At 61.1% G+C, this 22152-nt stretch carries 21 protein-coding genes and 2 pseudogenes; 10 read left to right on the forward strand and 13 right to left on the reverse strand.

Translation table 11 applies throughout. The features are described from left to right. The first annotated feature begins 59 nt into the window (after positions 1-59). From ACSKB9_RS36100 to ACSKB9_RS36120, 5 genes are all read left to right on the forward strand, one after another. The gene (locus ACSKB9_RS36100) at positions 60-272 is read left to right on the forward strand and encodes a hypothetical protein (RefSeq protein WP_438079132.1); all 213 of its coding nucleotides are present in this window, start codon (positions 60-62) and stop codon (positions 270-272) included. Positions 273-603: 331 nt separating this feature from the next. Continuing rightward, positions 604-918 (forward strand): hypothetical protein, encoded by a 315-nt coding sequence (locus ACSKB9_RS36105; protein WP_346283730.1) that lies wholly within the window; start codon positions 604-606, stop codon positions 916-918. A gap of 135 nt (positions 919-1053) precedes the next feature. Then, positions 1054-1236 (forward strand): hypothetical protein, encoded by a 183-nt coding sequence (locus tag ACSKB9_RS36110; protein ID WP_346283731.1) that lies wholly within the window; start codon positions 1054-1056, stop codon positions 1234-1236. Positions 1237-1343: 107 nt separating this feature from the next. Next, positions 1344-2606, forward strand: a complete 1263-nt coding sequence (locus ACSKB9_RS36115) for a hypothetical protein (RefSeq protein WP_438079134.1) — start codon at positions 1344-1346, stop codon at positions 2604-2606. Beyond that, complete coding sequence (locus ACSKB9_RS36120) at positions 2524-3564, forward strand: exonuclease domain-containing protein (RefSeq protein WP_438079136.1); 1041 nt, start codon at positions 2524-2526, stop codon at positions 3562-3564. Before ACSKB9_RS36115 ends, ACSKB9_RS36120 begins: the two co-directional genes overlap by 83 nt. Here ACSKB9_RS36120 and ACSKB9_RS36125 read toward each other — a convergent pair. From ACSKB9_RS36125 to ACSKB9_RS36150, 6 genes are all read right to left on the reverse strand, one after another. Then, positions 3540-4565 (reverse strand): glycosyltransferase family 4 protein, encoded by a 1026-nt coding sequence (locus ACSKB9_RS36125; protein WP_283090044.1) that lies wholly within the window; start codon positions 4563-4565, stop codon positions 3540-3542. The two genes, ACSKB9_RS36120 and ACSKB9_RS36125, sit on opposite strands and share 25 nt — an antisense overlap. Positions 4566-4704: 139 nt before the next feature. Then, a complete protein-coding gene (locus tag ACSKB9_RS36130; protein WP_225646023.1) occupies positions 4705-4914 on the reverse strand; it encodes a hypothetical protein in 210 nt (69 codons plus the stop codon). A gap of 266 nt (positions 4915-5180) precedes the next feature. Beyond that, positions 5181-5561, reverse strand: coding sequence for a hypothetical protein (locus ACSKB9_RS36135; RefSeq protein WP_438079138.1), 381 nt, complete (start codon positions 5559-5561; stop codon positions 5181-5183). 323 nt (positions 5562-5884) lie between these two features. After that, positions 5885-6094 (reverse strand): hypothetical protein, encoded by a 210-nt coding sequence (locus tag ACSKB9_RS36140; RefSeq protein WP_283090045.1) that lies wholly within the window; start codon positions 6092-6094, stop codon positions 5885-5887. 237 nt (positions 6095-6331) lie between these two features. Beyond that, positions 6332-6643 (reverse strand): hypothetical protein, encoded by a 312-nt coding sequence (locus ACSKB9_RS36145; protein ID WP_438079140.1) that lies wholly within the window; start codon positions 6641-6643, stop codon positions 6332-6334. 399 nt (positions 6644-7042) lie between these two features. After that, entirely contained in the window at positions 7043-7498 is a 456-nt protein-coding gene (locus tag ACSKB9_RS36150) for an Hsp20 family protein (RefSeq protein WP_438079142.1), read from the reverse strand. A gap of 1182 nt (positions 7499-8680) precedes the next feature. Between ACSKB9_RS36150 and ACSKB9_RS36155 the strand changes: the two genes are divergently transcribed. Further along, positions 8681-8902, forward strand: a complete 222-nt coding sequence (locus ACSKB9_RS36155) for a DNA methyltransferase (protein WP_438080552.1) — start codon at positions 8681-8683, stop codon at positions 8900-8902. A 299-nt stretch (positions 8903-9201) separates the two neighbouring features. On the opposite strand, the gene ACSKB9_RS36160 is transcribed toward ACSKB9_RS36155, so the two are convergent. Further along, complete coding sequence (locus ACSKB9_RS36160; protein ID WP_438079144.1) at positions 9202-9567, reverse strand: hypothetical protein; 366 nt, start codon at positions 9565-9567, stop codon at positions 9202-9204. Continuing rightward, the gene (locus ACSKB9_RS36165) at positions 9564-10142 is read right to left on the reverse strand and encodes a hypothetical protein (RefSeq protein ID WP_438079145.1); all 579 of its coding nucleotides are present in this window, start codon (positions 10140-10142) and stop codon (positions 9564-9566) included. Before ACSKB9_RS36165 ends, ACSKB9_RS36160 begins: the two co-directional genes overlap by 4 nt. Positions 10143-10793: 651 nt before the next feature. Between ACSKB9_RS36165 and ACSKB9_RS36170 the strand changes: the two genes are divergently transcribed. Continuing rightward, on the forward strand, positions 10794-11270 hold the full coding sequence (locus ACSKB9_RS36170; RefSeq protein ID WP_438079147.1) for a hypothetical protein: 477 nt from the start codon (positions 10794-10796) through the stop codon (positions 11268-11270). Positions 11271-11317: 47 nt separating this feature from the next. On the opposite strand, the pseudogene ACSKB9_RS36175 reads toward ACSKB9_RS36170, so the two are convergent. Further along, positions 11318-11820 (reverse strand): annotated as a pseudogene (locus ACSKB9_RS36175) (DUF4291 domain-containing protein). Here ACSKB9_RS36175 and ACSKB9_RS36180 point away from each other — a divergent pair. Beyond that, a complete protein-coding gene (locus ACSKB9_RS36180; RefSeq protein ID WP_438080670.1) occupies positions 11773-12123 on the forward strand; it encodes a hypothetical protein in 351 nt (116 codons plus the stop codon). The pseudogene ACSKB9_RS36175 and the gene ACSKB9_RS36180 overlap by 48 nt on opposite strands. Before the next feature lie 220 nt (positions 12124-12343). On the opposite strand, the pseudogene tnpC reads toward ACSKB9_RS36180, so the two are convergent. From tnpC to tnpA, 3 genes and pseudogenes are all read right to left on the reverse strand, one after another. After that, a pseudogene (gene tnpC, locus ACSKB9_RS36185) lies at positions 12344-13914 on the reverse strand (IS66 family transposase). A 52-nt stretch (positions 13915-13966) separates the two neighbouring features. Next, a complete protein-coding gene (tnpB, locus tag ACSKB9_RS36190; RefSeq protein ID WP_438074153.1) occupies positions 13967-14320 on the reverse strand; it encodes an IS66 family insertion sequence element accessory protein TnpB in 354 nt (117 codons plus the stop codon). Further along, positions 14301-14774 carry an IS66-like element accessory protein TnpA gene (gene tnpA / locus ACSKB9_RS36195; protein ID WP_438073869.1) on the reverse strand — a complete coding sequence of 158 codons (474 nt, stop codon included), beginning with the start codon at positions 14772-14774 and terminating at the stop codon, positions 14301-14303. Before tnpA ends, tnpB begins: the two co-directional genes overlap by 20 nt. A 733-nt stretch (positions 14775-15507) precedes the next feature. On the opposite strand from tnpA, the gene ACSKB9_RS36200 reads away from it, so the two are divergent. Further along, complete coding sequence (locus ACSKB9_RS36200; RefSeq protein ID WP_438080554.1) at positions 15508-18612, forward strand: DEAD/DEAH box helicase; 3105 nt, start codon at positions 15508-15510, stop codon at positions 18610-18612. 739 nt (positions 18613-19351) lie between these two features. Further along, complete coding sequence (locus ACSKB9_RS36205) at positions 19352-20923, forward strand: porin (protein ID WP_438079149.1); 1572 nt, start codon at positions 19352-19354, stop codon at positions 20921-20923. An 83-nt stretch (positions 20924-21006) separates the two neighbouring features. Here ACSKB9_RS36205 and ACSKB9_RS36210 read toward each other — a convergent pair whose 3' ends face one another. Next, entirely contained in the window at positions 21007-22041 is a 1035-nt protein-coding gene (locus ACSKB9_RS36210) for an LLM class flavin-dependent oxidoreductase (RefSeq protein ID WP_438079151.1), read from the reverse strand. Positions 22042-22152 lie beyond the last annotated feature (111 nt).

Here is a 22152-nt window from a genome sequence, read left to right on the forward strand (position 1 = left end):
CTGGAACATAGGGCACTTCTGCCGGTTTTATGCGGCGGGCAATGGGGAAGGGAGACGAGATGCGCGCCACCATCGAAGACCGCGGCGGGGAGGCCGCCGGATCCCCCAGCCTGGAGGCCGACGCGGCTGCTTGGCGCAGCAAGCGCGGCGGTAGGCCCGTGTCCATTGCCGGCGAAGTCCTCGTGGTCCGCATTCGCCGGCGCAAGCGCTCGGTGTCATCGCCCGTTTCTTCTGCCGACCGTGCGCCGCGCCACGCTAAAGGTCCGCGTTAGATGCGCCGCCCATGGTAGATGCTACGAAAGCAGGCGCGAAGAAATCCAAAGCTGTGACCGCTCGCGCTGAGATACGGAAGCCGCTGCCGCTCGCCCCGGGCGCGCGCAAGAGCGCCAGGGTCGTGTTTCGCGCCGAGTCATGGCAGGGCCGTCGGCGTCGGCGGCGCTGCAAGGCTCCCGTTCCTGCTGGCCTTTATCGGAATCTTCGGCGGCCTAGCCGCGTTTGGCCTGATCGGACGATTTGTCGGGCCGGTTATCATGGCGGCGCTTCTGGCGATGTGGCGTGAGTGGATTTTCCGTCCGGCGCCTCAGACATGATACGCTGAAGCAGATGGCCAGAAAGCTGAAAACCTTCGTGACCTCGCTGGGATTCTTCGACCAGGCGATCGCTGCACGGTCGATGAAAGCCGCCTTGGTGGCTTGGGGAGCCGACAGCAACCTCTTCCATCAGGGAGCGGCCAAAGAGACCGACGATCCGGACATCGTCGCGGCGATGATGGCTGCGCCGGGCCTCGTCCTGAAGCGCCCGGTCGGATCGCGCGGCGCCTTCAGGGAGCGTGCGGATCTCCCGACCGAGATGGAGGTGGAAAATGCGTCCAAAAAGACCGCGAAGGCGAAGGCCGGCAAGCGGCCCCAAGCTACTTGACCCAAGCGACAGTCCGATCCGGCGGCGGAACGCAAGGTTGCAGCGGCCTATGAGCTTGGGGAGCGGCACCGAGATCGCCAGCGAGCAAAGGAGCAGGCCGCGCGCGACCGACTGCGCAAGCGCAGGCAACTGGCGATGGAGAAAGCGCAGCTGACGTTGGATGTAGCGCGCGAACGACACGAGGGGCGCGTAGCCCAGATCCGCGCTCAGATCGACGTGCTGGAAAATAAGCTTCGGGTCGACGACGAGCGCTGGAAAAAGGAGAGCTCGCGCTTGGAGGCCGCCCTCAAGCGTGCACGCGTTGGTGGAACCCGTTGAACGCTTCCAGACCGCGGGCCGCTTGACAAACTCGCGCGCTAGAACAAAAAAGGAACGGTGCCTGCACGCGATAGCGACGATGCGGAGCCAGAAGATTAGGTCCCCGGATGACGCTTCCCGTCCTACCGACGTATTACTATCGCGATCATTTCGTCGAGATGCTGCAGTTTGCAGAGAGGACTTACGGCGAAATCTTGACTGAGGAGCATCGCGCATTTGTCGCGTGCTTCTATGGCCTATCGCACGACGCGCAATGCCTTCTGATCCGTATGGTCAACCGACGCGGCGCGATCTTTAATCGCGCGCTGTTCAGATACGCCGAGATCTCCGACATCCAGGCCGCGACCGACGCGCTCATGGACTGCGGCCACGTCCGCGCGCTGGCAAGCCAGGACTATTCGGCTTTCGTCGCGTGCCTCACGAAGGTTGCGCTTCTTGACGGGGCCCGCGCTGCCGGCTTCGGGTCCGAGGTCCGGGCGTCATGGTCGAAGCAGGTCTTCGTCGACTTCTTCGTCGCTCGGATTCCCTTTGCCGTAGCGGTCGAACATTGCGGCGGCGAGAGCTTCGTCGCGCTGGCCGATACCCGACCGATCGAGTTCCTGCTTTACTTGTATTTTGGGAAGACCGCCGAGAATTTGAAGAACTTCGCGCTTCGCGACCTCGGTGTGCTGCGGACTAATCGGGAAACTTCGTTCAGCGCACGCTTCGCCGATGCCAAAGAGGCGCATGCGTGCTTCCACTACAGTCAGGTGCTGGACCGCATCGAAATCCGCTCCGCCGAGATATGCGAGAAGGCTGCTGTAGACATCCTAGAGGGACCGGAACGGACGACCGAATATGCCACGGACCTTGCGGGCCGTGCGGCCTGCCAGGTTGGGCAGTTCTTTGAAAGGCAGGGCGACAAGGATCTCGCAGAGCGACTCTACCGCTTTGGCGGCTCCGCCGAATGCCGAGAGCGCCTCGTCCGGCTCCTGCATGCGCGGGGCGACAAGTCTGCGACGGAGGATCTGCTGCGGCAGATGATCGACGATCCGGAGAGCGACGACGAGCATCTGTTCGCCGGCGACTTCTACGCCCGCAAGTTCGGGGACGACGGACCGGGTTGTGCACCGACCTTCTGCGGGCGGGACGCACGATCACGGTTGACGACACGCATCGCGGAAATCCCGAGGCGGGCGTGGCCGGAGTGCTGCGGCGTCAGGGCGGACAAGTGTTCTTTGCCGAGAACACGCTCTGGCTTTCGCTGTTTGGACTTCTTTTTGGGACGAGCTTTTCGAGTCCGGCCAGATGACCAGTGGGTTCGACTGGATCCCGCACTGCCTGCGCGATCGCACGTTCCGCAAGCGGTTTGCCACGCAGATCGATGCTAAGCTCATGGCGCTCGGATCCGGCGGTGGGTTGCCGATCGTTCTCCGCACCGTTGCCGCCAGATGGGGGCGTCTCAACGGCATCTTCTCCTGGGACCACGTCCAGATGGCGGCGCTGCGGGTCTTGTTCGAGGGCACAAGCGCGTCCGGCCTTGCCGAAATCCTCCGAACGATGTGTGACGACTTTCGTGGCATGCGGGACGGGTTTCCCGACCTGATGCACGTCCGCGACGGCAAGGTCACGTTCGTGGAGGTAAAGGCCGAAGGCGACGCCATACGGCGCAACCAGCTCACGCGTCTTCGCCAGCTCGCACATGCCGGGATCCCGACCGAAATCGGCCGCGTGGACTACCGGTTCGATCCGGAGCAGGACTATGTCATCGTCGACATCGAGACTACCGGCGCGTGGTCATCGGGCGACCGCATCACCGAAATAGGCGCAGTGAAGGTCCAGAATCATGAAGTCGTCGACGAGTGGCATTCACTGGTGAACCCGCAGCGGTCGATCCCGGCTAGGATTGTGCAACTGACCGGCATCACGAACGAGATGGTTCGAGACGCGCCCTTGTTCTCCGACATCGCGGACAGCTTCATGACGTTCATGGGCGACGGCATCTTCGTCGCCCACAACGTGAACTTTGATTATGGTTTTCTATCGTACGAATACGAACGGCTGGAGCGGCGCTTCCGCTTTCCGAAGCTTTGTACTTGCGCTGGCATGCGTCGCAGATATCCTGGACACAAATCTTATGCTCTCGGCAAGCTCTGCGCGATCTACGGCATCGAGCTCGAGGATCACCATCGCGCGCTGTGCGACGCCCGCGCCGCTGCCAGGCTACTGAACCTGATAAATCGCAAGCGCGCCGCGGAGACCCCCGGCGCCGTCGGTGGAAGTGGCCGCTTAACCGCACTCAGGGCAGGTGAAAGGGGGGCCCTTCAGGTGGCGATTAGGCCGCGGTAGGCTTGCTCGTACTCTCTCGCCATCCGGCTCGCGGAGAAGCGCGCCTCGAACCGGGCGCGTATCCTCTTCCGATCCAACCGACCGAGCTCGGCCACCGCTCTTGTCGCCTGGTCTACATTCTCGACGATGAAGCCCGTTACACCGTCCTCTACAACTTCCGGCACGGAGCCGGATCGGTAGGCGATCACGGGCGTTCCGCAAGCCATGGCCTCGATCATGACGAGACCAAACGGCTCGGGCCAATCAATCGGAAACAGGAGGGCCGCCGCGTTGGCCAGAAAAGGTTGCTTTTTTGCCTCATCGACTTCCCCCACCAGGTGAACCGCTCGGCCATCGATCAGCGGTTCAATGGTTTTCTTGAAGTATCGGGTCTCACCGCGAGGAATCTTGGCCGCGATTCGCAGCGGCTTTCCAGCCGCCTGTGCGATTCGGATTGCATCTTCGGGACCTTTCTCCGCGGTGAAGCGGCCGAGAAACGCGAGATAGGATCCCTGCTCATTCGACGGGTTGAAGAGATGCGATGGCAGCCCGTGCTGAATTGTCGCGATCCAGTTCGCCCCTGGAAGCGGCAGCCGCTGATGTTCAGAGATCGAGACGAACCCCGCGTCCGGAAATTGGCGCACAACGTCAGGAAGGCCCGGGAGGTCCAACCTGCCATGCATTGTGGTCAGGAAGGGCACGGAGAGCCGGCCAAGCAGCGGAAGCGGCAGCCAATCGATGTGAGCGTGGATCACATCAAAGTCCTTCGCGCGTCGCGCAACGGATTCCAGGAGCATGGCACAGGCTGCACTGGGATCGACGCCCTTACGTCCTAGGCGCAGGGCGCGCGGCCATACGGGATGCAACTTGCCCTTCGTCCTGGAATCTCCACTTGCAAACAGCGTGACGTCGTGTCCGAGCCCGACCAGTTCGTCAACCAACCACGCCACCACGCGCTCGGTGCCTCCGTAGAGCTTCGGGGGCACACTTTCAGCGAGGGGAGCAAGTTGAGCGATGCGCATCAATGGATCCGTTAGATAGGAAGCATCGCTCCGAGGAGTAAGACGATGGCCGCTGAAGCGAGTTCAGCAATGACCAGCAGCGTCCACTCCGGTCTTGCGCTGCCGATCACCGCGTACCTGACGAACTCCTCCATCAGCCTCAACATTCGTCCTTGGGAAGACGGTCGAGATAAGCCAGGCCGAATCCAGTGAGTTCATCGGCTTCGCTCACGTTCGCTTCCCATCTCCCTTGAAGGTGACGCTCCAGCAGACAACGACGGCTGTCCGCAATGTCGACATCGCGATGTTTTGCCCGATAGAGGCACCAAACCGTATCCACCACGCTTCTGAGCGGCACGTCGTCGACCATGTATCGGCTCCAGCAAGAAAAATACTGTGAAGCCAACTCGCGCTCGGGCCGATGTTTCCAGTTTTTCCTGACACTCGCGCCTAGTAACTTAGTCGGACGCTCTGTGGCGCAGACCTCGAGTGCTCCCCAGGATGCCGACCCTGTGGTTAGGATTCACGCCGACGAAGAATTCGCGCTGCTTCCTCAAGACGTCATCTCTTGTCGAGGTCGGACCGCCACACCGCTACTGCAAAGGCCGCTCCGAAGGAGCGGCCCCTGTGTAGCGGCTATCGGCCGCGGGTGCCAAAGCTGAAGCCGACGCCGGGGCCGCTGTCGTAATAACCATAGCCGCGATCATAGTAGGCGGGTCCGCCGTAGGAACCGTAGCTCCGGCGCGCCACATAGCCGTCATCGCCGTAATAGCGCTGGACGTAGCGGGGACCATGGCTGCGGAAGCAGCGACCGTACTCGTTGCAGACGAGCCGGACCTGGCGAATGCCGGAGAGTTCGGGCGAGCTCGCTCCGGAGGGGCTGAGGGGAGCTGCGGTCGCAGCCGATCCCGAAAGGGCGGCGCGCAGCCTCGGTTCGCAAGCGATCCTGCTCGTTGACGCGCGCGGAGACGAGCGTGCCGCCGCGACGAACGCCTTCGTCGTATCGCGAGGCTTCATCTTCGGGCACGCCCGCCTGGGTTAGCGCGCCGATGACCCCGCCCGTCGCAGCGCCGCCGACGGCGCCCGCCGTAGTGGAAACAAGCACGATGTTCTATTACTCACGTGACCGCAGGGGCGAGCATCCCCAAGCGCCCGGACCGATCCGGGAAGCGGCGTGTTGGGTCCATGCGCGGCGCCCATTCGACGGTGCCGGTGCTGGCCAAGGGCAAAACCGATACGGCACGCGGCTCGGCGATTTGGCTTGGCCCCAGCATGATCCGGATGCTGGGGCCACTTCTTCAGAGTGAATTGAGGCGGCCTTTGTCGGCCCGTTGAAGTCGTCACCAATCGGTTCTTAGTTGATACCGTTGCTTCAATCTAAACGTCGTGGCTCCCGCGGCGTGCTGGATTCGGTTGAGATCGGCGCCGTCCCTGACCGTCGCATGAAGTCTCCAATCCGCGCTCGATGGAATAACTTCCACATGGCACACATATTCACCGCCGGGAAAACTGCGAATCTCGCGCAGCGCGATCAGCTCCAGGTCCTTCACCGATATTGGCGTCCTCATGCCGTCTAAGCCTTGCCGTCCACGTTGCCTTGAACGGTACTGATCAGGCCGCTTGGGCTGGCCGAGCGAGATCAGCCTGCAGCCGTTCCAGGTTCCGCTTCTCTTCCTCGATCCGTTTCGCGAACGTGTTCCGCTCCTGTTCCGATTGGGCCGTGTCCAACAAAAACTGATAGTGACTAATAACCTTCTGGCTTCCACGTATCAGAAATTTCGTCGTGCTCATGGTGAGGCACCTTCCGATCGACTGGCCGTGCCGAGTGGTTGTTCATGAACGAGAAGGGGAATGTCAGCCGCCAGATTTTCCATCGCCGACGATTCCTCGGACAGACGTCGTTCGATAAAGTTGCGCTCGAGGTCGCTCAGCTGTGTGCTGAGTAGCCATCGATACCGCTGGATGTTGTTGCGATGCGCCCGAAGCAGTTCGAGCTGGCGGTCGACGATCTCGCGCTTTTCTTTTGTCGAGACCTGCCGGGCGCACCAGCGGGCTTCGATCCTGTCCACTATGTGTTTCGGAAGGTTGATGTCGTTCATGTCACCCTCCTAAGCGGCGAGCGGACGCGCGGTTGAGCGAAGACGACGGGGTCTACCTCCCGGCGGATGATGAGGATCGCTGTCGAGACGGCATAGGGCGTCGAGAATAGCCTCGAGCTTCACCGGTGACCGTAAATCCCGAGGTGCCCGAAAGTCTGGGCGGCACGGAATCGCGGCAGCATCAGACGCCCATGACGCCAAGAGAGCGCGTTTTTCTTCCGTGGTCAGGGACAGATCCGCCAGGACATCTCGGGGATGATTAAACCGCGCCTCTTTGCGGTCAGATGTGTTCAAGGAAATGACGTTCGCGGTCGTCGGCCGCATGTTTGCCTCCGTTCCAAGACGAGAATTGAGTGACTGAAGCCGCGTGCGGCAGATCCGGATGCGGCTTCGCGGCTGTCAGGCTGCAGAGGACTCGAGCTGTTGTGGCCGGCTCGGCTGCGTTGCGTTGATTGCGATCCGCCGCGGCTTCATGGCTTCCGGAATTTCGCGGGCCAGCTCGATCTTGAGTAGACCGTTGTCAAACGCGGCATCCTTCACCAGAACATGGTCGGCCAGGCTAAATTGCCGTCTGAATCGGCGGGTCGAGATGCCTTGATAGAGGTAATCCCGGTCAGCTTTTTCGACCTTGTTGCCTTCGATCGTCAGGACGTTCTGCTCGGCGGTAACCGAGATCTCGTCCGGCGAGAAGCCGGCGACCGCGAGCGCGATCTGGTAGCGGTCATCCGAAAGTCGTTCGATATTGTAGGGCGGGTAGTTGTCTTCGGTGGCTCGCTGGGCCGTTTCGGCCAGGTCGAAGAGGCGATCGAATCCAATTGTCGACCGGAACAGGGGAGAGAAGTCATATGTGCGCATAGCCAAATCCTCCAGAGAGCAAGATGGGTATGAGAAGCACCGGACACGACCGGTGCCCGTTTGCCTGGACCCGTTTGGCGTCCAGGGCGCCGGCACCCTTAACGGATGACGTGCGCGGAGATGGAATTAGAACGCGATTTGGCGGTGTCAAGAACGTCCAAGCAAAAAAAATGCACAGCGGATAATCGGCCTTTGCGCCGTTCAGGACAGCGCGTCCGTCGGTGCAGCGCCGGATGCGTCAGGGCCTTTTTTCCATAGGAACGAAGCGCATCCACTGGCATTGGTCGCCTTGTTCGGTGCCGCACCGCTACCGGCACCTAGACGCCCAGCTACAAACTTGGCCCCAGCTTCCACGGTCGCTGGGGCCGCTTCTTTGTCCGCGCAGCCTCAGACTTTTCTCTCCAGCGGATTTTCCCGAATTACGCCGCGCGGACTATCCATCTCGTAGCGCACAAGACGCAAAGTAGCCCTGACACCTGCGGCGTTTGCCTGCGCTCGGATCTTATCGACGGTTCGTGGTCGCCTGCGGTCCGAAGGGCGAACTGACTTGGACAGCACGCTCGAGGCGCAGGCGATAGCCGTCGTACGTGATCTCGTGGAATCACTGCGGGCCGGCCGGGCACCTTTCCCACGGTCTGCAGGCGGAACTCGAATTTGGGCATGCAAGCACGATACGTACCTAGTGCTGGATTTGCGAATCCAAACGAGGCGGCCTCAGCAAACCTTGGAGGTCCTAGGGCAATTGCTGAGGCCGCGATGACCAGTCTCTCGTTACGAGAGTGGTCAGTTCGATCGCACTCCGAATCCGATGAGGAGACAAGCGCTAACCGGAGCGCCGCGGCGCGCCGCCGGGAAACAGTGGCAGCATTATCACGGGGATTAACGTGGGTTATTTCACCCCGTGCAAACCTCTGCAACGCACGTGCGTTTAGAGCGGCCTTGACGCATTGCGAATGCTGCCGGCCGGCCCCAACCTCCGCCGCGCGAATTCGGTTCCTCAGCTCCTTCGCTACGATCTCAGCTTGTTCTTTGGTCAGCTTCTCAGCAAAGTGGCCATCTTTCTCGATCTGTGCGGGTCCCTTGGAGCCGTTGACCGAGGGCTGGATTGCCGGCGCAAGCATCCGCCGAAAGAGCACTGCGATCTGGATCAAAGTCGAACACAATTAGGAAGTTGGAGATTTTCTGAAACGCTTGTCTAGCGTTTGGGTGCTCGATCCGGTGTGCGGGACGGGCAACTTTCTTTATGTGGCGCTTCGTTTGATGAAGCAGCTGGAAGGTGAGGTGCTGAAAGGCGCTAGCGATCTCGAACAACCGACAGCTTGCAATCTGCCGTCCCGAGGGATGTGCAAACGTTGGATCCTTCGTAGCGGAGCATGGACTTTCCCTCGACGCTCCATCACCTAGTACGACGGCCGTGCGATTTGGCTATGCGCCGTCAATCTCACCTACTCATTGGTTGTTTCGGAAGTTCACTTGCCAGTCGGCGCGTCCTAAGCTTGCCGCGCGGTCGCATCGGGGGCCGCGCTGCACGCGGACGGGCTTCTTCATTTGGAAACGATTGCCAAGCTATTGAATTTACTGGAGCGCGTTCGTGATACTTTTTCCAAATGCGCCTTGAAATCGTTGAATAATCAAGCTGATTTTGATTCCGCCATTCGGAGGTTCGATCCCTCCCGCCCCAGCCATTCTATCGCATTGATTTATCATGCGGTTTTTGATTGTTCTTGTTCTGTATTCTGAACGCAGTCCGCAACCGCATTCTGAACGTCTGTTGCCGCTTGGTTCGCCAGCAGATGCGCATGGCGCTTCCGAGTCGCAGACAGCATCCGGGCCTCGGTCCGCTTGGCATACCCGGCATAGCTCTCCCGGGTACGGTGGGCCGATAAGGCGCGACCCTGTCCTTCCGTCAGTTCCGCCTCCTCAAGCTCAGTCATGCCGCCGTGCCGGCAGGCGTCCAAAGTGAACTCCTTTGGCAAGCCGATCTCCTTCCTCATGCGCTGGACAATCTTCTGCATGCCGGAGAACGAGTATGGCTTCGCGACCCCGTTTTTGACTTCTCTCAGGATCATCGGTACGCCGCGGCGGGGAGCTTCGCGAGCACGCCTTCGGCCTCCTCATAGAACCTGACTATCTCGCCTGATGCCAGGCGCTCTTCCAGCGGGTGGTCGATTACGGCCCCGGTTTTATGGTGCTCGATCCGTATCGTCGGCTTTGATCCGGTCCGATGGCCCGTCCATTTGATGTGGCCGGCGATCACGTTCTCCGGGCGTTGCAGCCATTCGAAACAGATAACCGCGGTAACGCCGCACTCCGGCTCGCCACGCTCCACGCAGCCGTGGGCGAATTTGTAGGCCTGTTCCCGCGTGACGGCGTGCTTGATCAGCTTGACGCGGGTCGCCATCGTGACGCCCAGCCATGGGTTCGGGACATCGGCTGGAAACTCGGCCGGGTGGATCCGATGAACGACACGCCAGGCCTTACGACAGAGCACGACCAATTTTTCAGCGGTCCGCAGACGGTTGCCTTTTCCGCCCTTGACGAAAGCGTCGTACAGCTTGTCCGCGCCCAGTGGCGAGACGGACTTGATCGGCCGGCCGCCGATGCGATCGCCTCGCTTGGTGAGCGTGTCGCAAATCTCGCGCATATTCCATTCGTAATTCCGGCGCGATCGTGGTTTGACCTTTTCGAGATAGGCGCGACTTTGCTTATATTCCTGAAAGAGCCAATCGATCGTTCCGATCCGCGGGCAGCCTCGCTCGACACGGGGAGCCCTTTCGAGCGTCCATCCACTCGTCGAATAGGCCGTTCAGGGTCGCGGCGCGGCTACCCGCGCATGCTTGCGGATGTGAATGGCGACGGATTGCCTGACGTCGTGGGGTTTGCGTCCGACGGCGTGTACGTTGCGCTGAACACCGGCGTCAGTTTCGCCGCAGGAGCCCGATGGAATCCGGGCTTCGGCTGGCCTGACATCAATGTTTAACCATCGACGAGGCTGGGAGAGTGTCGCTTACGCCCGGTAACCGGACAATTTGGTTGAATTTCGGTCAGGAAAGTCGTGCTACAAGCTATCTTTCTAGGAAGGCGGCACAAGGCCTCCCAGATGCGCAATTGAAGTCATTCGACGTCGATGCGAGGTTCTTGGATCAATTGAGAAATACAGCGGTCCCGGAGAATTTGGCAAAGACGTATCCTGGCGCACCAATAATCAGCAGGGATCCCTATCCTGGTCAGTTCGGTTTACGGCAAGGGCAGTTTCAGCAACTTTTGGACTCAATTTTTCAAGGGACCGGTAGAAGTGTCAGACCAGGCGGAAATTGATCGGGTCAATCACACGGGGCTCGGCCCAACTTTGCCCGATGCAAGATGGAGCTTTAAGATCGATCTTGGTCTTAGTCCGGACGACGTCTGGATTCGCGTTATCGACGTCATCCAAAGCATAGTCGCTTACAACTACGACAGTTGGCCAAATGATGATTACTGGAAGACCACGCTGCCGAAATGGTTGTCCTCCTCTATGATTACGGAGGAGGAGGCGCGTGTGGCTATGGCTCGCACGCCACGCGGGCAATGGGACGAGCTTCCTTGGGAGTTTGGCTCATGGCTAGAGGCCATACGTGAACGCGACTGGAAGTGGTGGGGCTATGAGCGATCAGGAAACGAAGTGCTAGTCGTCTTAGAAGTGACAGGTGTTCCGCCGCGGATCAGTGCCTTTAAGCAGATATTGTTGGCATCTGGTGCGCAAATCCTATCGGAGGAATCGACCGTGTTGTAAGGGACGCTCAACAGGAAGGTTTGCTTGAGCCTGATCCAGTCGACCCTTCATAACCAGATTGTGGATTGAGTGAGCCAGATCCTAACATCTGTGATCGACTTGATCCACTGATTGACAAAAAAAGGAACTGCGTCTTTGCCAATGCCAATCTGTACGGTGCGATAAGGTAGCGCTCGAAGATGAAGATCGCGCTCGGGGTCCCACTGAATGCGTACCGGCGCACCGGCCTTTAGGCTATCCCAGTCGTCTTTGCTCATCGAGGGCTCGGGGTGACTAGGGCAGCTTCCAAAGCCCATTGAAACCCTTCTCGGGTGATGTCGATCGCTAGAATCCGACGTTGACCGGCCTCTTTATACCCCCATCCGGCGCGGTACATCATCCAAAGAAATGACGGTTTTATCCATGTCATCCGGCCCATCTTGAAGGGAGGTGAAACGAATGTGCCGCGAGTTAGAGCTGTGTCTGCAATTTCGTCGTTGTAGGCTTGATAGACACGTATCGTGTGTTCGTCGTAGACGGCGCGAACTTCGCATTTCGGTATGTGCATCATGGATCAGATAGTGTGGGGCTAAATGGCGCTCCCGACTTCAATGTGCGCGCGATGGAAGATGGGAACTTCTTCGTTCGCTTCAAAGGGCCAGTGACCGGAATAGTCCTCGGAAGCTTCTACGATGCGCACCGAGGGACGATCAGAATCGGTGTAGATCCCGGAGCGTTGTTGCCCGGCGAAGAGGTGCGTCCGGGCACAGAAGCGCAACTACCGAGAGAGCATTATTACGTCGGTCTATATGCTCGATCTAAGCTGTTTGTTGATGCGGAATCATTGGAAATCTGCGAAAAATTTACGCCGTAGTTTTGTTGCCTAGGAACTTGCCAGTATGCAACCGCCATGGTCCGCCTTCCCGACAATACCGCTCGGCTCCGCGGGCTGGCGCATGGGGGAAGGCGAAGATTATTGGCGAAAGTTCGATGAATGGTATCGACGACTTCAGCGTAAGCGCGAGTTTCGCGGCACGCTGAGGCCGGCGGTGTTGACGGCTCGCCTTCGGTATCGAAGACGGTGCCTGGCGATTTCAGGCCGTGGCAGATTTTGCGAAGTTGAAGGGCATCAGGTCGTCGATATCTGCATCGACCGCGCGCTGAGGCAACTCGGTGAGCACGTGGCGCAGCCATGCTAACGGCTCGACGCGTGAGGCGCGGCAGGTCAGCATCAGACTGTAGACAACGGCACTGGCCCTGGCTCCGTCGACGGTGTCGCTGAACAGCCAGCACTTTCGGCCAGTTGCAAAAACCCTGATGTCGCGCTCCAGAAGATTATTGTCGATCGGCATCCTGCCATCTTCGGTGTAACGCGTCAGATAGTCCCATTGGTTGCGGGTGTAGGACACGGCGTCGCCGAGCTTGCTGTCAGGCAAGACCTTCGGGGCCATGTCATCGAGCCATCCCTTGAGGGCGTTCAGGACGGGAATGCTGTGTTGCTGGCGGAAGCGGCGAATGCAGTCGGCCTGTGTTTCACCCTTCTCCGGTTTCTCGTCCTGCTCCTGCCTTTCAACCCGGTAGAGCTGTTCGAAGAACCGCAGCGCTTGTTCTGGCGGCCCGCCACCCTTCTTCTTGCTTTGAGTGCATCGACAAAGCGCCGCCGGGAGTGGGCCATGCATCCAATGTGGGTAGCCCCTTCCAGCGTGCGCCATGCGGTATAGCCGTCGCTCATCACAATGCCGCGGTAATCGCCGAGGAAGGCTTGCGGGTGGAGTTGGCCGCGGCCTGGCTGATAATCCAGAAGAACGATCGGCTCGTGACTGCCCTTGCCGCTGCGATAGGCCCACATGTACGAGGTGCTGGTGGCCTCCCGGCCCTTCTCCTTGAGGACCTGAACCGTCGTCTCGTCGCCATGGATGAGAGGTTGTGATCTGAGCCGCAGCTTCAGGGCGTCATAAATGCGATGCAGATGCTTCTCGCTCGAGCCGATCACCCAGTGGCCCAAAGCGCCGCGGCTGACAGGAACACCTGCGCGTTCAAAGGCCTGCGCCAGGCGGTAGAGCGGCGTGCCATCGACATATTTGTGAACCAGCGCGAACGCCAGCGTCGAGGCCGTGGCAACGCTGCCCGGCAACGGCTGCGTCGGCATCGGCGCGGTCACGACAGGGGCGTTGATCCCGGTGCGATCGCAATGGCGGCACGCATATTTGAAGCGCACATTCTGTAAAACCTTCGCCTTCACCTCGATATGAAGTTGCTCGGTGACAGCCTCGCCCATGCGATGCATCTGGCCACGGCAACAAGGGCACGCCTTCTGATCGTCGGGCAGGTCATACTCGACGCGCTCGCGCGGCAGATTGGCCGGCAGCGGCCTGCGGCCGCGCTTCTTTCCCGGCGCGCTTTCGACGGGTGGCAAGCCCGTGTCCGGAAGTTCGGCAATATCGTTCGTTTCACTGCCGGCGTCATCCTCATCGGTGGCCTGCTCGGCTTCATTGAAGAGACGATCGACGTGCTTTTCGCTGCGCGGCGCAAAACGATGCAGGCTTGCCAGCGCCAGTTCTTCCTCGAGCTTGACGACGCGCTCCGTGAGCTGACGATTCTCCGCCTCCAGCGCGGCAATGCGCGCCAACAGCATCTCAACACTCGGATCGCCGGTTCGATTCATCGGATTCTTAAATCTGAACCGTACCGACGCGTCAACCGCTCAACTCAAGAGCTCAGCCGGCAACCTTGTATTGCCGCACCGGATGGCGGACCATCGCATCAATATCGATGCCGTCAAGAATCCAGTGCAATTGCTCGGTCGTAAGTCGGACAACCGCTGCCTCGCGGCGCGGCCATCGGAACTTGTCCTCGGTCAGCCGCTTCAGGACCAGCACAAAGCCGGACCGATCGAAGAACAGCAGCTTCATCCGGTCGCAACGGCGATTGCAGAACGCAAAAACCGCCGGAGCGAACGGATCGAGCGCCATCGTCTCCTGGACCAGGACCGCAAGGCTGTTGATGCCGACCCGGAAGTCGATCGGCTCACGGTGCAGATAGACCTGCAGGTCACCGCCCAGTCTGAACATGGCCCAGGGCTCCGATGATCGCCGTCAATGCACCCACATCGCCGCATTCCAGCGCGACCTTCACGCCGTTCGGCAAGGACACGCTCACTTTAGCCGGAGAACAAAAAGCTGGAGATCTCCTGGGTTCCGACCCACGCACTTCATCGCAAGTCGCCGGAAAATCCACCGCCGCAACGCCGCCTTGCCGCGACAGAGCCCGCTCGGAGGTCCCCTCAAGCTGAACCGGGATGAACGCCGGGCATGACGGCGGCGGCAGCGACCTGGCCGCGGTGTGCTTCTTGATCCACTTCCGAAGGAGGTTCGCGTTGACCCCGTGTTCGAGCGCAAGTCTCGAGACCGAAACGCCAGGCTCAAGGCAGGCCGCCACAAGACGCTCCTTCGATGTCGTCTCGTAACGCCGGCGACCGTTTCGGCCAACAAGCCTGACCCGCAGTTTCTGATCGTCGTCTGCCATCACAAGGTGTCCACCTATTTAAGTGGACACCTCATGCATCAGAGCACTCAAAAGCAAAAGGTGCGACGAAATTCGCGCTTACACTTCAGCCCGCTCATCGCGAGCGGTATGCGGTAGAGCATCCAGAGCCTGAAGGGTGGGCTGGTTTCTATGCTCGCAAGGATGCCTATCTTGAATCACTAAGGAATAGGCGCTGATCCGGAACAGCCCGTTCCAGGATTGAGGGAGGATCTAATCGTTCGGCCATTGTTTGAGACAGAGAGTAAAGCGACACCGCGCCGGCCCAGGCCTGCTCCAGGGAGTTATTCTGAATTTCAGTCTAACCTATTGACCTGATTGGAGCCGAAAACCGCGCAGAATTCAGAATGGTCGTTGATACTTCAGCACGTCCCTGCTGATTTTGATTCCGCCATTCGGAGGTTCGATCCCTCCCGCCCCAGCCAGCAAGCAAGCCGTTGATTTCAAGAGAGGAATCGTTTTTTGCCGGCCGCCCCCGCCGCCATTTCGGGCGGATTGGGCCGGCTTGGCTGGAAATCTGTGCCGCTTTCGCTTCCATGGCGGCGGGCGACAAGCCCCGAGTCGCCCGGAGATCCAGGTCAACGGGCGATCGTAATCACGACATAACGACGGATCTGACGTGGCGAATACCAAGAAGGCCCGCGCTGCTGCTGGCGCGAAGAAGAAAAGCAAGGGATCGGCGCGTTCCGGGATCTCGTCTTCCTCACCGCTTGGCATGCTGGCGCTCCATCTTCTCGAGCAATGGAAGAAGTCCGGGCGGGACGGCATCGTTTTCCTTGCGGAAAGCGAGAACAGGGCCGAGCGGCTGGGCAGTGTGCTGCATTCACTCGGTCCCTCGCTCGAGGTGATGGTGTTCCCGAGGCTGAATACCTTGCCCTTTGACGGGCTGGAGCCGTCACGAGAGATCGCCGGCAGGCGCAGTTCGGTGTTGAGGCGCCTCGCCCGGAGCAAGAACCCGGTCTTCCTGGTATCGACGGCCGAGGCGATCATGGAGCGGTTGCCGTTGCCCGCCAGCTCGGCGCGCCTCAGCATCAGCCTGAAGGTGGGGGCGGGCTATTCCGAGCAGGAACTCAAGGATCGTCTGGAAGCTCTGGGATACGATCTCGACGAAGAGGCGGATTATCCCGGCAGCGCTCTGTTCCACGGAATGACGTTCGAGGTATTTCCCGCGGGCGCGCTGGGGCCGTTCAGAATTGAGCATTCCGGTGGCGTGATCCGCAGAATCGCCGGTGTCGATCCGAACGAGCACGACGTCGTGTTCGACGCGGAGGAACTGCACATCGACCCGATGTCCGAACGGATCGCGTTGGGCGGCAAGCGGGCACAGCGGGCGGCGCTGCCGGATTATTGTCAGCGCGCGCGCTGGATCGCGGACGCCGGCGTTTCGGGCCACGCTGATAGCTGGCTGAGCACGATCAAGGAGGCGGCCGGCCGCAGGGAGGCGGAGCGCGAGTATCTGGGGCCCGCTGACTGGAAACGGCTGACCAAACAGATGAGCTCGCTGCCCCGAAAGGCAGCTTTCACCGCCACGCCTGACTTCTCGAAGGTCGCCTCGTCGCGGAAAGCTCTTCGCGCATTCGTCGCCGACATCGAGCGCGCCGGATCGCGGCTGCTGTTTGTCGCGGCGGTCGAAGACGATCTGCGCGCGATGGAGCGAATGAGCGGGATCAAGGCGGAGCGCTTCGCAGACTGGAACGAGGCGGCGAAGGGGCGGGGCGGCGAAGGCGCGCTGCTGGCCGACTTCGACACCGGCTTCATCGGCTCAGGGCGCAAGCCGCTCGTCGTCGTGACGGCGACCGACGTGCTCGGCAGCAGGGCGCATCATCCGCAGCCCATGGCCAGAGCCTGGAGTTCGGCTTTCGATCATCCCGACGTGCCGGAGCGCGGCGCGGTCGTCGTGCATCTGCAGCGCGGGCTGGCCGTGCTCGATGGCTTGCAGACCTTCGATATGGGGAAGGGATCATCGCGCGAGATGATCAGGCTGGCATTCGCGGGGGATGATGCCGTCCTCGTTCCGCCGGCCGATCTTGCGCTGATCTGGCCGTATGCCGCGGAGCTCGGCAAGCTGGCATTGGACAGGGCCGATGGCAGTACGTGGTGGACGCGGCGTGGCAAGGCGGAGCGGGAAATCCAGACTGCCGCCAAGGCGCTTGCCAAACACATCGCGCAACGGCGCCGCCGGCGCGCTCCCAAGCTGGTCGCTCCCGGTCCCGCCTATGAGCGGTTCGTCGCGCGCTTTCCGTATTTCACGACCGTCGACCAGGCGAAGGCAATTCGCGACGTCCTCGATGATCTGGCGTCCGGTCATCCGATGGATCGGGTCGTCTGCGGCGACGTCGGGTTTGGCAAGACCGAGGTGGCATTGCGCGCGGCGGCGGCCGTTGCGCTGTCGGGCAAGCAGGTCGCCGTCGTCGTGCCGACGACTGTTCTGGCAAGGCAGCACGTTGCAACCTTCCGCAAACGGTTTGCTCCGCTTGGCATCGAAGTGGGAAGCCTGTCGCGGGCGACGTCGGCTCCGGAGATGAAGGAGACCAAGGAGGGCCTGCGAAGCGGCAAGATGAAGGTCGTGGTCGGCACGCAGGCGATCGCATCGAAGGACGTGAGGTTCGCCAAGCTGAGCCTGGTCATTGTCGACGAAGAGCAGCACTTCGGCGCGGCCGAGAAGGCGAAGCTTTCAGGGCTGGCGAAGGGCGCCCATACGCTGTGGATGAGTGCCACGCCGATTCCGCGCACACTTGCGGCGGGCCTTGCGGGATTCAGGGAGCTGAGCGTGATCGCATCCCCGCCCGTTCATCGGCTTCCGGTCGCGACCAAGATCGCTCCGCTCTCGGACGCCGCCATCGCCGCAGCATTGCTGCGCGAGCAGCGACGTCACGGGCAAAGCTTTCTGATCTGTCCGCGCATCCAGGATCTGGATCCGATGCTGGCGCGCGTGCAGTCGATGGCCCCGGAGCTCCGCATCGTCTGCCTGCATGGCAAGCTACCCGTCGACGAAATCGACGATCGAATGATGAGCTTCGTCGAAGGCGAGGCGGACGTCCTCCTTGCGACCAACATCGTGGAAAGCGGTCTCGACATCCCCCGGGCCAACACCATCGTGGTCTGCTGGCCGGAAAAGTTCGGTCTGGCACAGCTCCACCAGCTCAGAGGCCGGGTGGGACGCGGCGGGACACGCGCCTTCGCATACATGCTGACCGAATCCAGTTCGGAACAATCCGGGAGGCGTTTGGCCGTTCTGGAGGAGTTCAGCAGACCGGGCGCCGGTTTTGCGATCAGCGAGCGGGATCTCGACCTCAGAGGCGCCGGGGATCTGCTTTCGGAGCGGCAATCCGGCCACGTGCAGGTTTTCGGTCCGGTGCTCTACAGCCACCTTCTCAAGCAAGCCTCGGAGAAGACCAACGACCGGTCCGCCGATATGTGGGTGCCCGATCTCAACCTTCCGCTCGCGGATTTGCTGCCCAGGAGCTATGTGCAATCGGAATCCGTGCGGCTTGAAATCTATGGCCGTGCCGCGAGGTGCCAGAGCGAAGACGATCTGGAAGATCTCGAGGAAGAGACCTCGCGCCGCTTCGGCAGGCTGCCGTCGGCGGGGCGGGACTTCTTCGCCGCGGCGAGGCTCAGGATCGATTGCAAGCGGCGAGGAATCGTGAGGCTCGATGTCGGCCCGGAGGCCGTCGCGGCGACGTTCCTTCCCGGGAGGCTGCTCAAATCCAGAGCACGTTCGCTCCAGCGCGACGGCGATCGCGTGTTCTATTCGGACAACATACACGAGCCGCCTTTCGAGCGGATCGAGGATCTCCTGGACATTTTGGACGAGTGAGGGCGACGCGGCTCCGTCGGAGACGAGCCTTGCGGGTGCGCCGCGCGCAGTAGAGATATTTCAGCGCGCCGGAGCTGCGGAGAACAAATCGACCGATTCTGCGCGCTGACATCCCAGTGACATGTAGCATCGTTACTGGACATCCGTGGCGAACCGCCCGCCGTCATTCGGCCTGCTCCGAGCCATCGGAAAGCCCCCTTCCAGGCGCAAGTCGACGGTATTCAGGGCGGGTTATGTTGTTCAAATCGCGGCGTTTTGGGCCGAAATGTCGTGCCCGGATACCGGAATCAGCGCTGCCGAAGCCGATTCCGGCTTTCGCTTTCTCGGTAGGACTACGCGTTTTGCACACCGTTCCGCGCGGTGTTGCCCAATCTTGTGCCCGATAGCGGTAACTGAAATATTCGTATTATATTTCAATGGCTTGCGGAAATGTCGCAATTCAAAAGCCCGTGATATTTGTGCAACATTTGCCCGAAAACAGCCGCAACTCGCCCGAAACCGAGCGGTCTTTTGTTGCGTGATCGGGGGCCTTCTGTCTCATATGGAACTACGACGGAGGGGGGCATCCCGAGGTCGTCCCGTTCTAGGTGGTTCGCTTAAGTCCCTCGCGTTCATGCGGGTGTGTCCGAAGACGCGAAGCGACTAAGCGGGGATTTAAGGGACAAGGGAACCAACCTGAGGGTGTTTTACCCGGCGGATCCGGAACCTTCCCTGAGATAGAGCAACTTGGAGGTTTAACATGAAGATGGTTAAGAGCCTTATCCTCGGCTCGGCGGCGGCTCTCGTCGCGGTCGGCGGAGCTCAGGCGGCCGATCTTCCCGTCAAGGCCAAAGCGGTCGAGTACGTGAAGGTTTGCTCCCTGTATGGTCCCGGATTCTACTACATCCCGGGCACCGATACCTGTATCAAGCTGGGCGGCTACCTGCGCGTCGACGTCTTGGCGAACACCAACTCGGACCACACCGGCAACACCTCGGGTGCTGGTGGTGCGAACAACCGCTTCACCAACGGTTACACTTGGCGTTCGCGTGAAGACCTGAACATCGATACGCGCACCGCGACCGAATACGGCGTGGTCCGCACCTTCTTCGATGCGACGTTCTCCTGGACGACGGACAACTATGCCGGTCAGGGCAACGGCGCGACCGTCTACTCGCCGATCGGCACTGTTCAGGCTCCGAACAACGCCAGCTCTGGCGCAGTTGCTGGCGGTACGGTCGGCGTCTACTACGCCTTCATCCAGTTCGCGGGCTTCACCATCGGTAAGGCGGTCTCGCAGTTCTCGGCTCCGTGGGCCAACTACCCGGGCAACAGCTACGACGGTCTCGTCGGCGGCGGCGGCACGATCACTGGTGTGAACCAGTTCACCTACACCGCACAGTTCGGCAACGGCGTGTCGCTGTCTCTGTCGGCTCAGGATCAGACCCAGTATTATCAGGCTGGTGTGGCCAACCTCGGTGCTCCCGCAACCTTCGGCGTTGTCGGTAACACCAACACGTTCGGCCTCAGCGACTACGCTGGCACGATCGCTCCGGATCTCGTCGCGATGCTGCGCGTCGACCAGGCTTGGGGTCTGTTCCAGGCATCGTTCGCTGCGCATAACAACCACGTGGCCTACTATGGCGGCACCGAGTTGACCGGTCATCCGGACGACAAGTGGGGCTGGGCTGGTCAATTGGCTCTGTCGATCAAGAACATCCCGACCGGACCTGGCGACACCATCAACTTGCAGGGTGTCTACACCAACGGTGCGACCCGCTACAACATCCAGGACCTCGCCGGTTCGGCTGGTGCCAACACCATCTTCGGTGGCACCAACATTCCGGGCGCCTATCAGAGCATCGGCTTCGGCCTCGCGCCGGACTCGATTTTCGTGACCGGCGGTCAGCAGCAGCTGATCACAACCTACGGCTTCCGCGGTGCCTACGTGCACAACTGGAACCCGAACTGGAACACCAGCATCTACGGTGCCTGGGCCCAGGTTAACTACAACGGTACGGCCAAGGGCTACCTCTGCGGCCCGACCGGCACTGGCGTGGGTGGTTCGCTCAGCAACTTCTTTAGTGCCGCTTCCAACCTGACGTCCTGCAACCCCGACTACAGCATCGCGCAGATCGGTACGCAGACCCAGTGGACCCCGGTGAAGAACCTGACCTTCTCGGCCGACTTCACCTACACCCGTCTGGACCAGAGCTTTGCCGGTACGCTCACTTTCCCCGGCGCCGCAGGGATCGGCAAGCCGGCCGCTGTGTACGAGCTGAAGGACCAGAACACCTACATGTTGCTGCTCCGCGCTCAGCGCAACTGGTAATACCGGTTGATCTGATTGTGACCTAACAGAGCCCCCGGTGGAAACGCCGGGGGTTTTGCTTTTGTGAAGCTGGCTCTGCCGCATCACGCGGCCAGCATGTCGCGCACCATCGGCACCACCTTGCGGCCGTAGAGCTCGATGCTCTTCATCAGCTTGTCGTGCGGCAGCGGGCCCGCCGAGTATTTCAGCTGGAAGCGCGCCGCGCCGAGCGCCTTGACGGTCGCCGCGATCTTGCGGGCAACGGTTTCCGGCGCGCCGACATAGAGCGAGCCGTGCTCGGCCTCGGCCACGAACTCGTCGCGGCCCATCGGCGGCCAGCCGCGCTCCTTGCCGATACGGTCGCGCATGACCTTGTAGTCCGGCCACAGCTCCTCGCGTGCCTGCGCGTCGGCATCGGCGACATAGCCCGGCGAGTGCACGCCGATCGGCTTCGGTTCGCGGCCGAACTGCTGGTAGGCGCGCTGGTGCAGGTCGACATAGGGCGCAAAGCGCTTGGGATCGCCGCCGATGATGGCAAGCATCAGCGGCAGGTCGTAATGCGCCGCGCGCACCACCAATTCGGGACTGCCGCCGACGCCGATCCAGGTCTTCAGCCGGCCGTGCTCGACCGGCGGATAGACCGACTGGCTCTTGAGCGCTGGCCGCAGCTTGCCCTGCCAGGTCACCGGCTCCTGCTTGAGCAGTTCGGTGAACAGATCGAGCTTCTCCTCGAAAAGCTCGCTGTATTGCCTGAGGTCGAAGCCGAACAGCGGGAACGACTCGGTGAAGGAGCCGCGGCCGAGGATCACCTCGGCGCGGCCGTTCGAGACCGCGTCGACCGTGGCGAAACGCTGGAAGACGCGGATCGGATCGTCCGAGCTCAGCACGGTCACCGCCGAGCTGAGGCGGATGTTTTGGGTGCGTGCGGCGATTGCCGCCAGCACGGTCTCGGGCGTGGAGATCGCAAAATCGGCGCGGTGGTGCTCGCCGAGCCCGATGAAATCGATCCCGAGCTGATCGGCCAGCACCGCTTCATCGACGACGTTGCGGATCACCTGGGCATGGGGCAGCGGCGTACCGGCGGCGTCGTTGGTGACGTCGCCAAACGTATCAAGCCCGAATTCGACGGAGGTCGTCATGGTCAGTCCGGTTGTCGGCGTGGCGGAGCATCCGCCACGGGCCACCCATCGCACGCAGGCCGAAAGGTCGGGTTGTTGCGGATTTATCCGCAAGCCTGCGCTGTGGAGCCT

Origin of the sequence: Bradyrhizobium sp. BR 1433 (assembly GCF_051547665.1) — a bacterium.
GTDB classification, from domain to species: domain Bacteria; phylum Pseudomonadota; class Alphaproteobacteria; order Rhizobiales; family Xanthobacteraceae; genus Bradyrhizobium; species Bradyrhizobium australafricanum.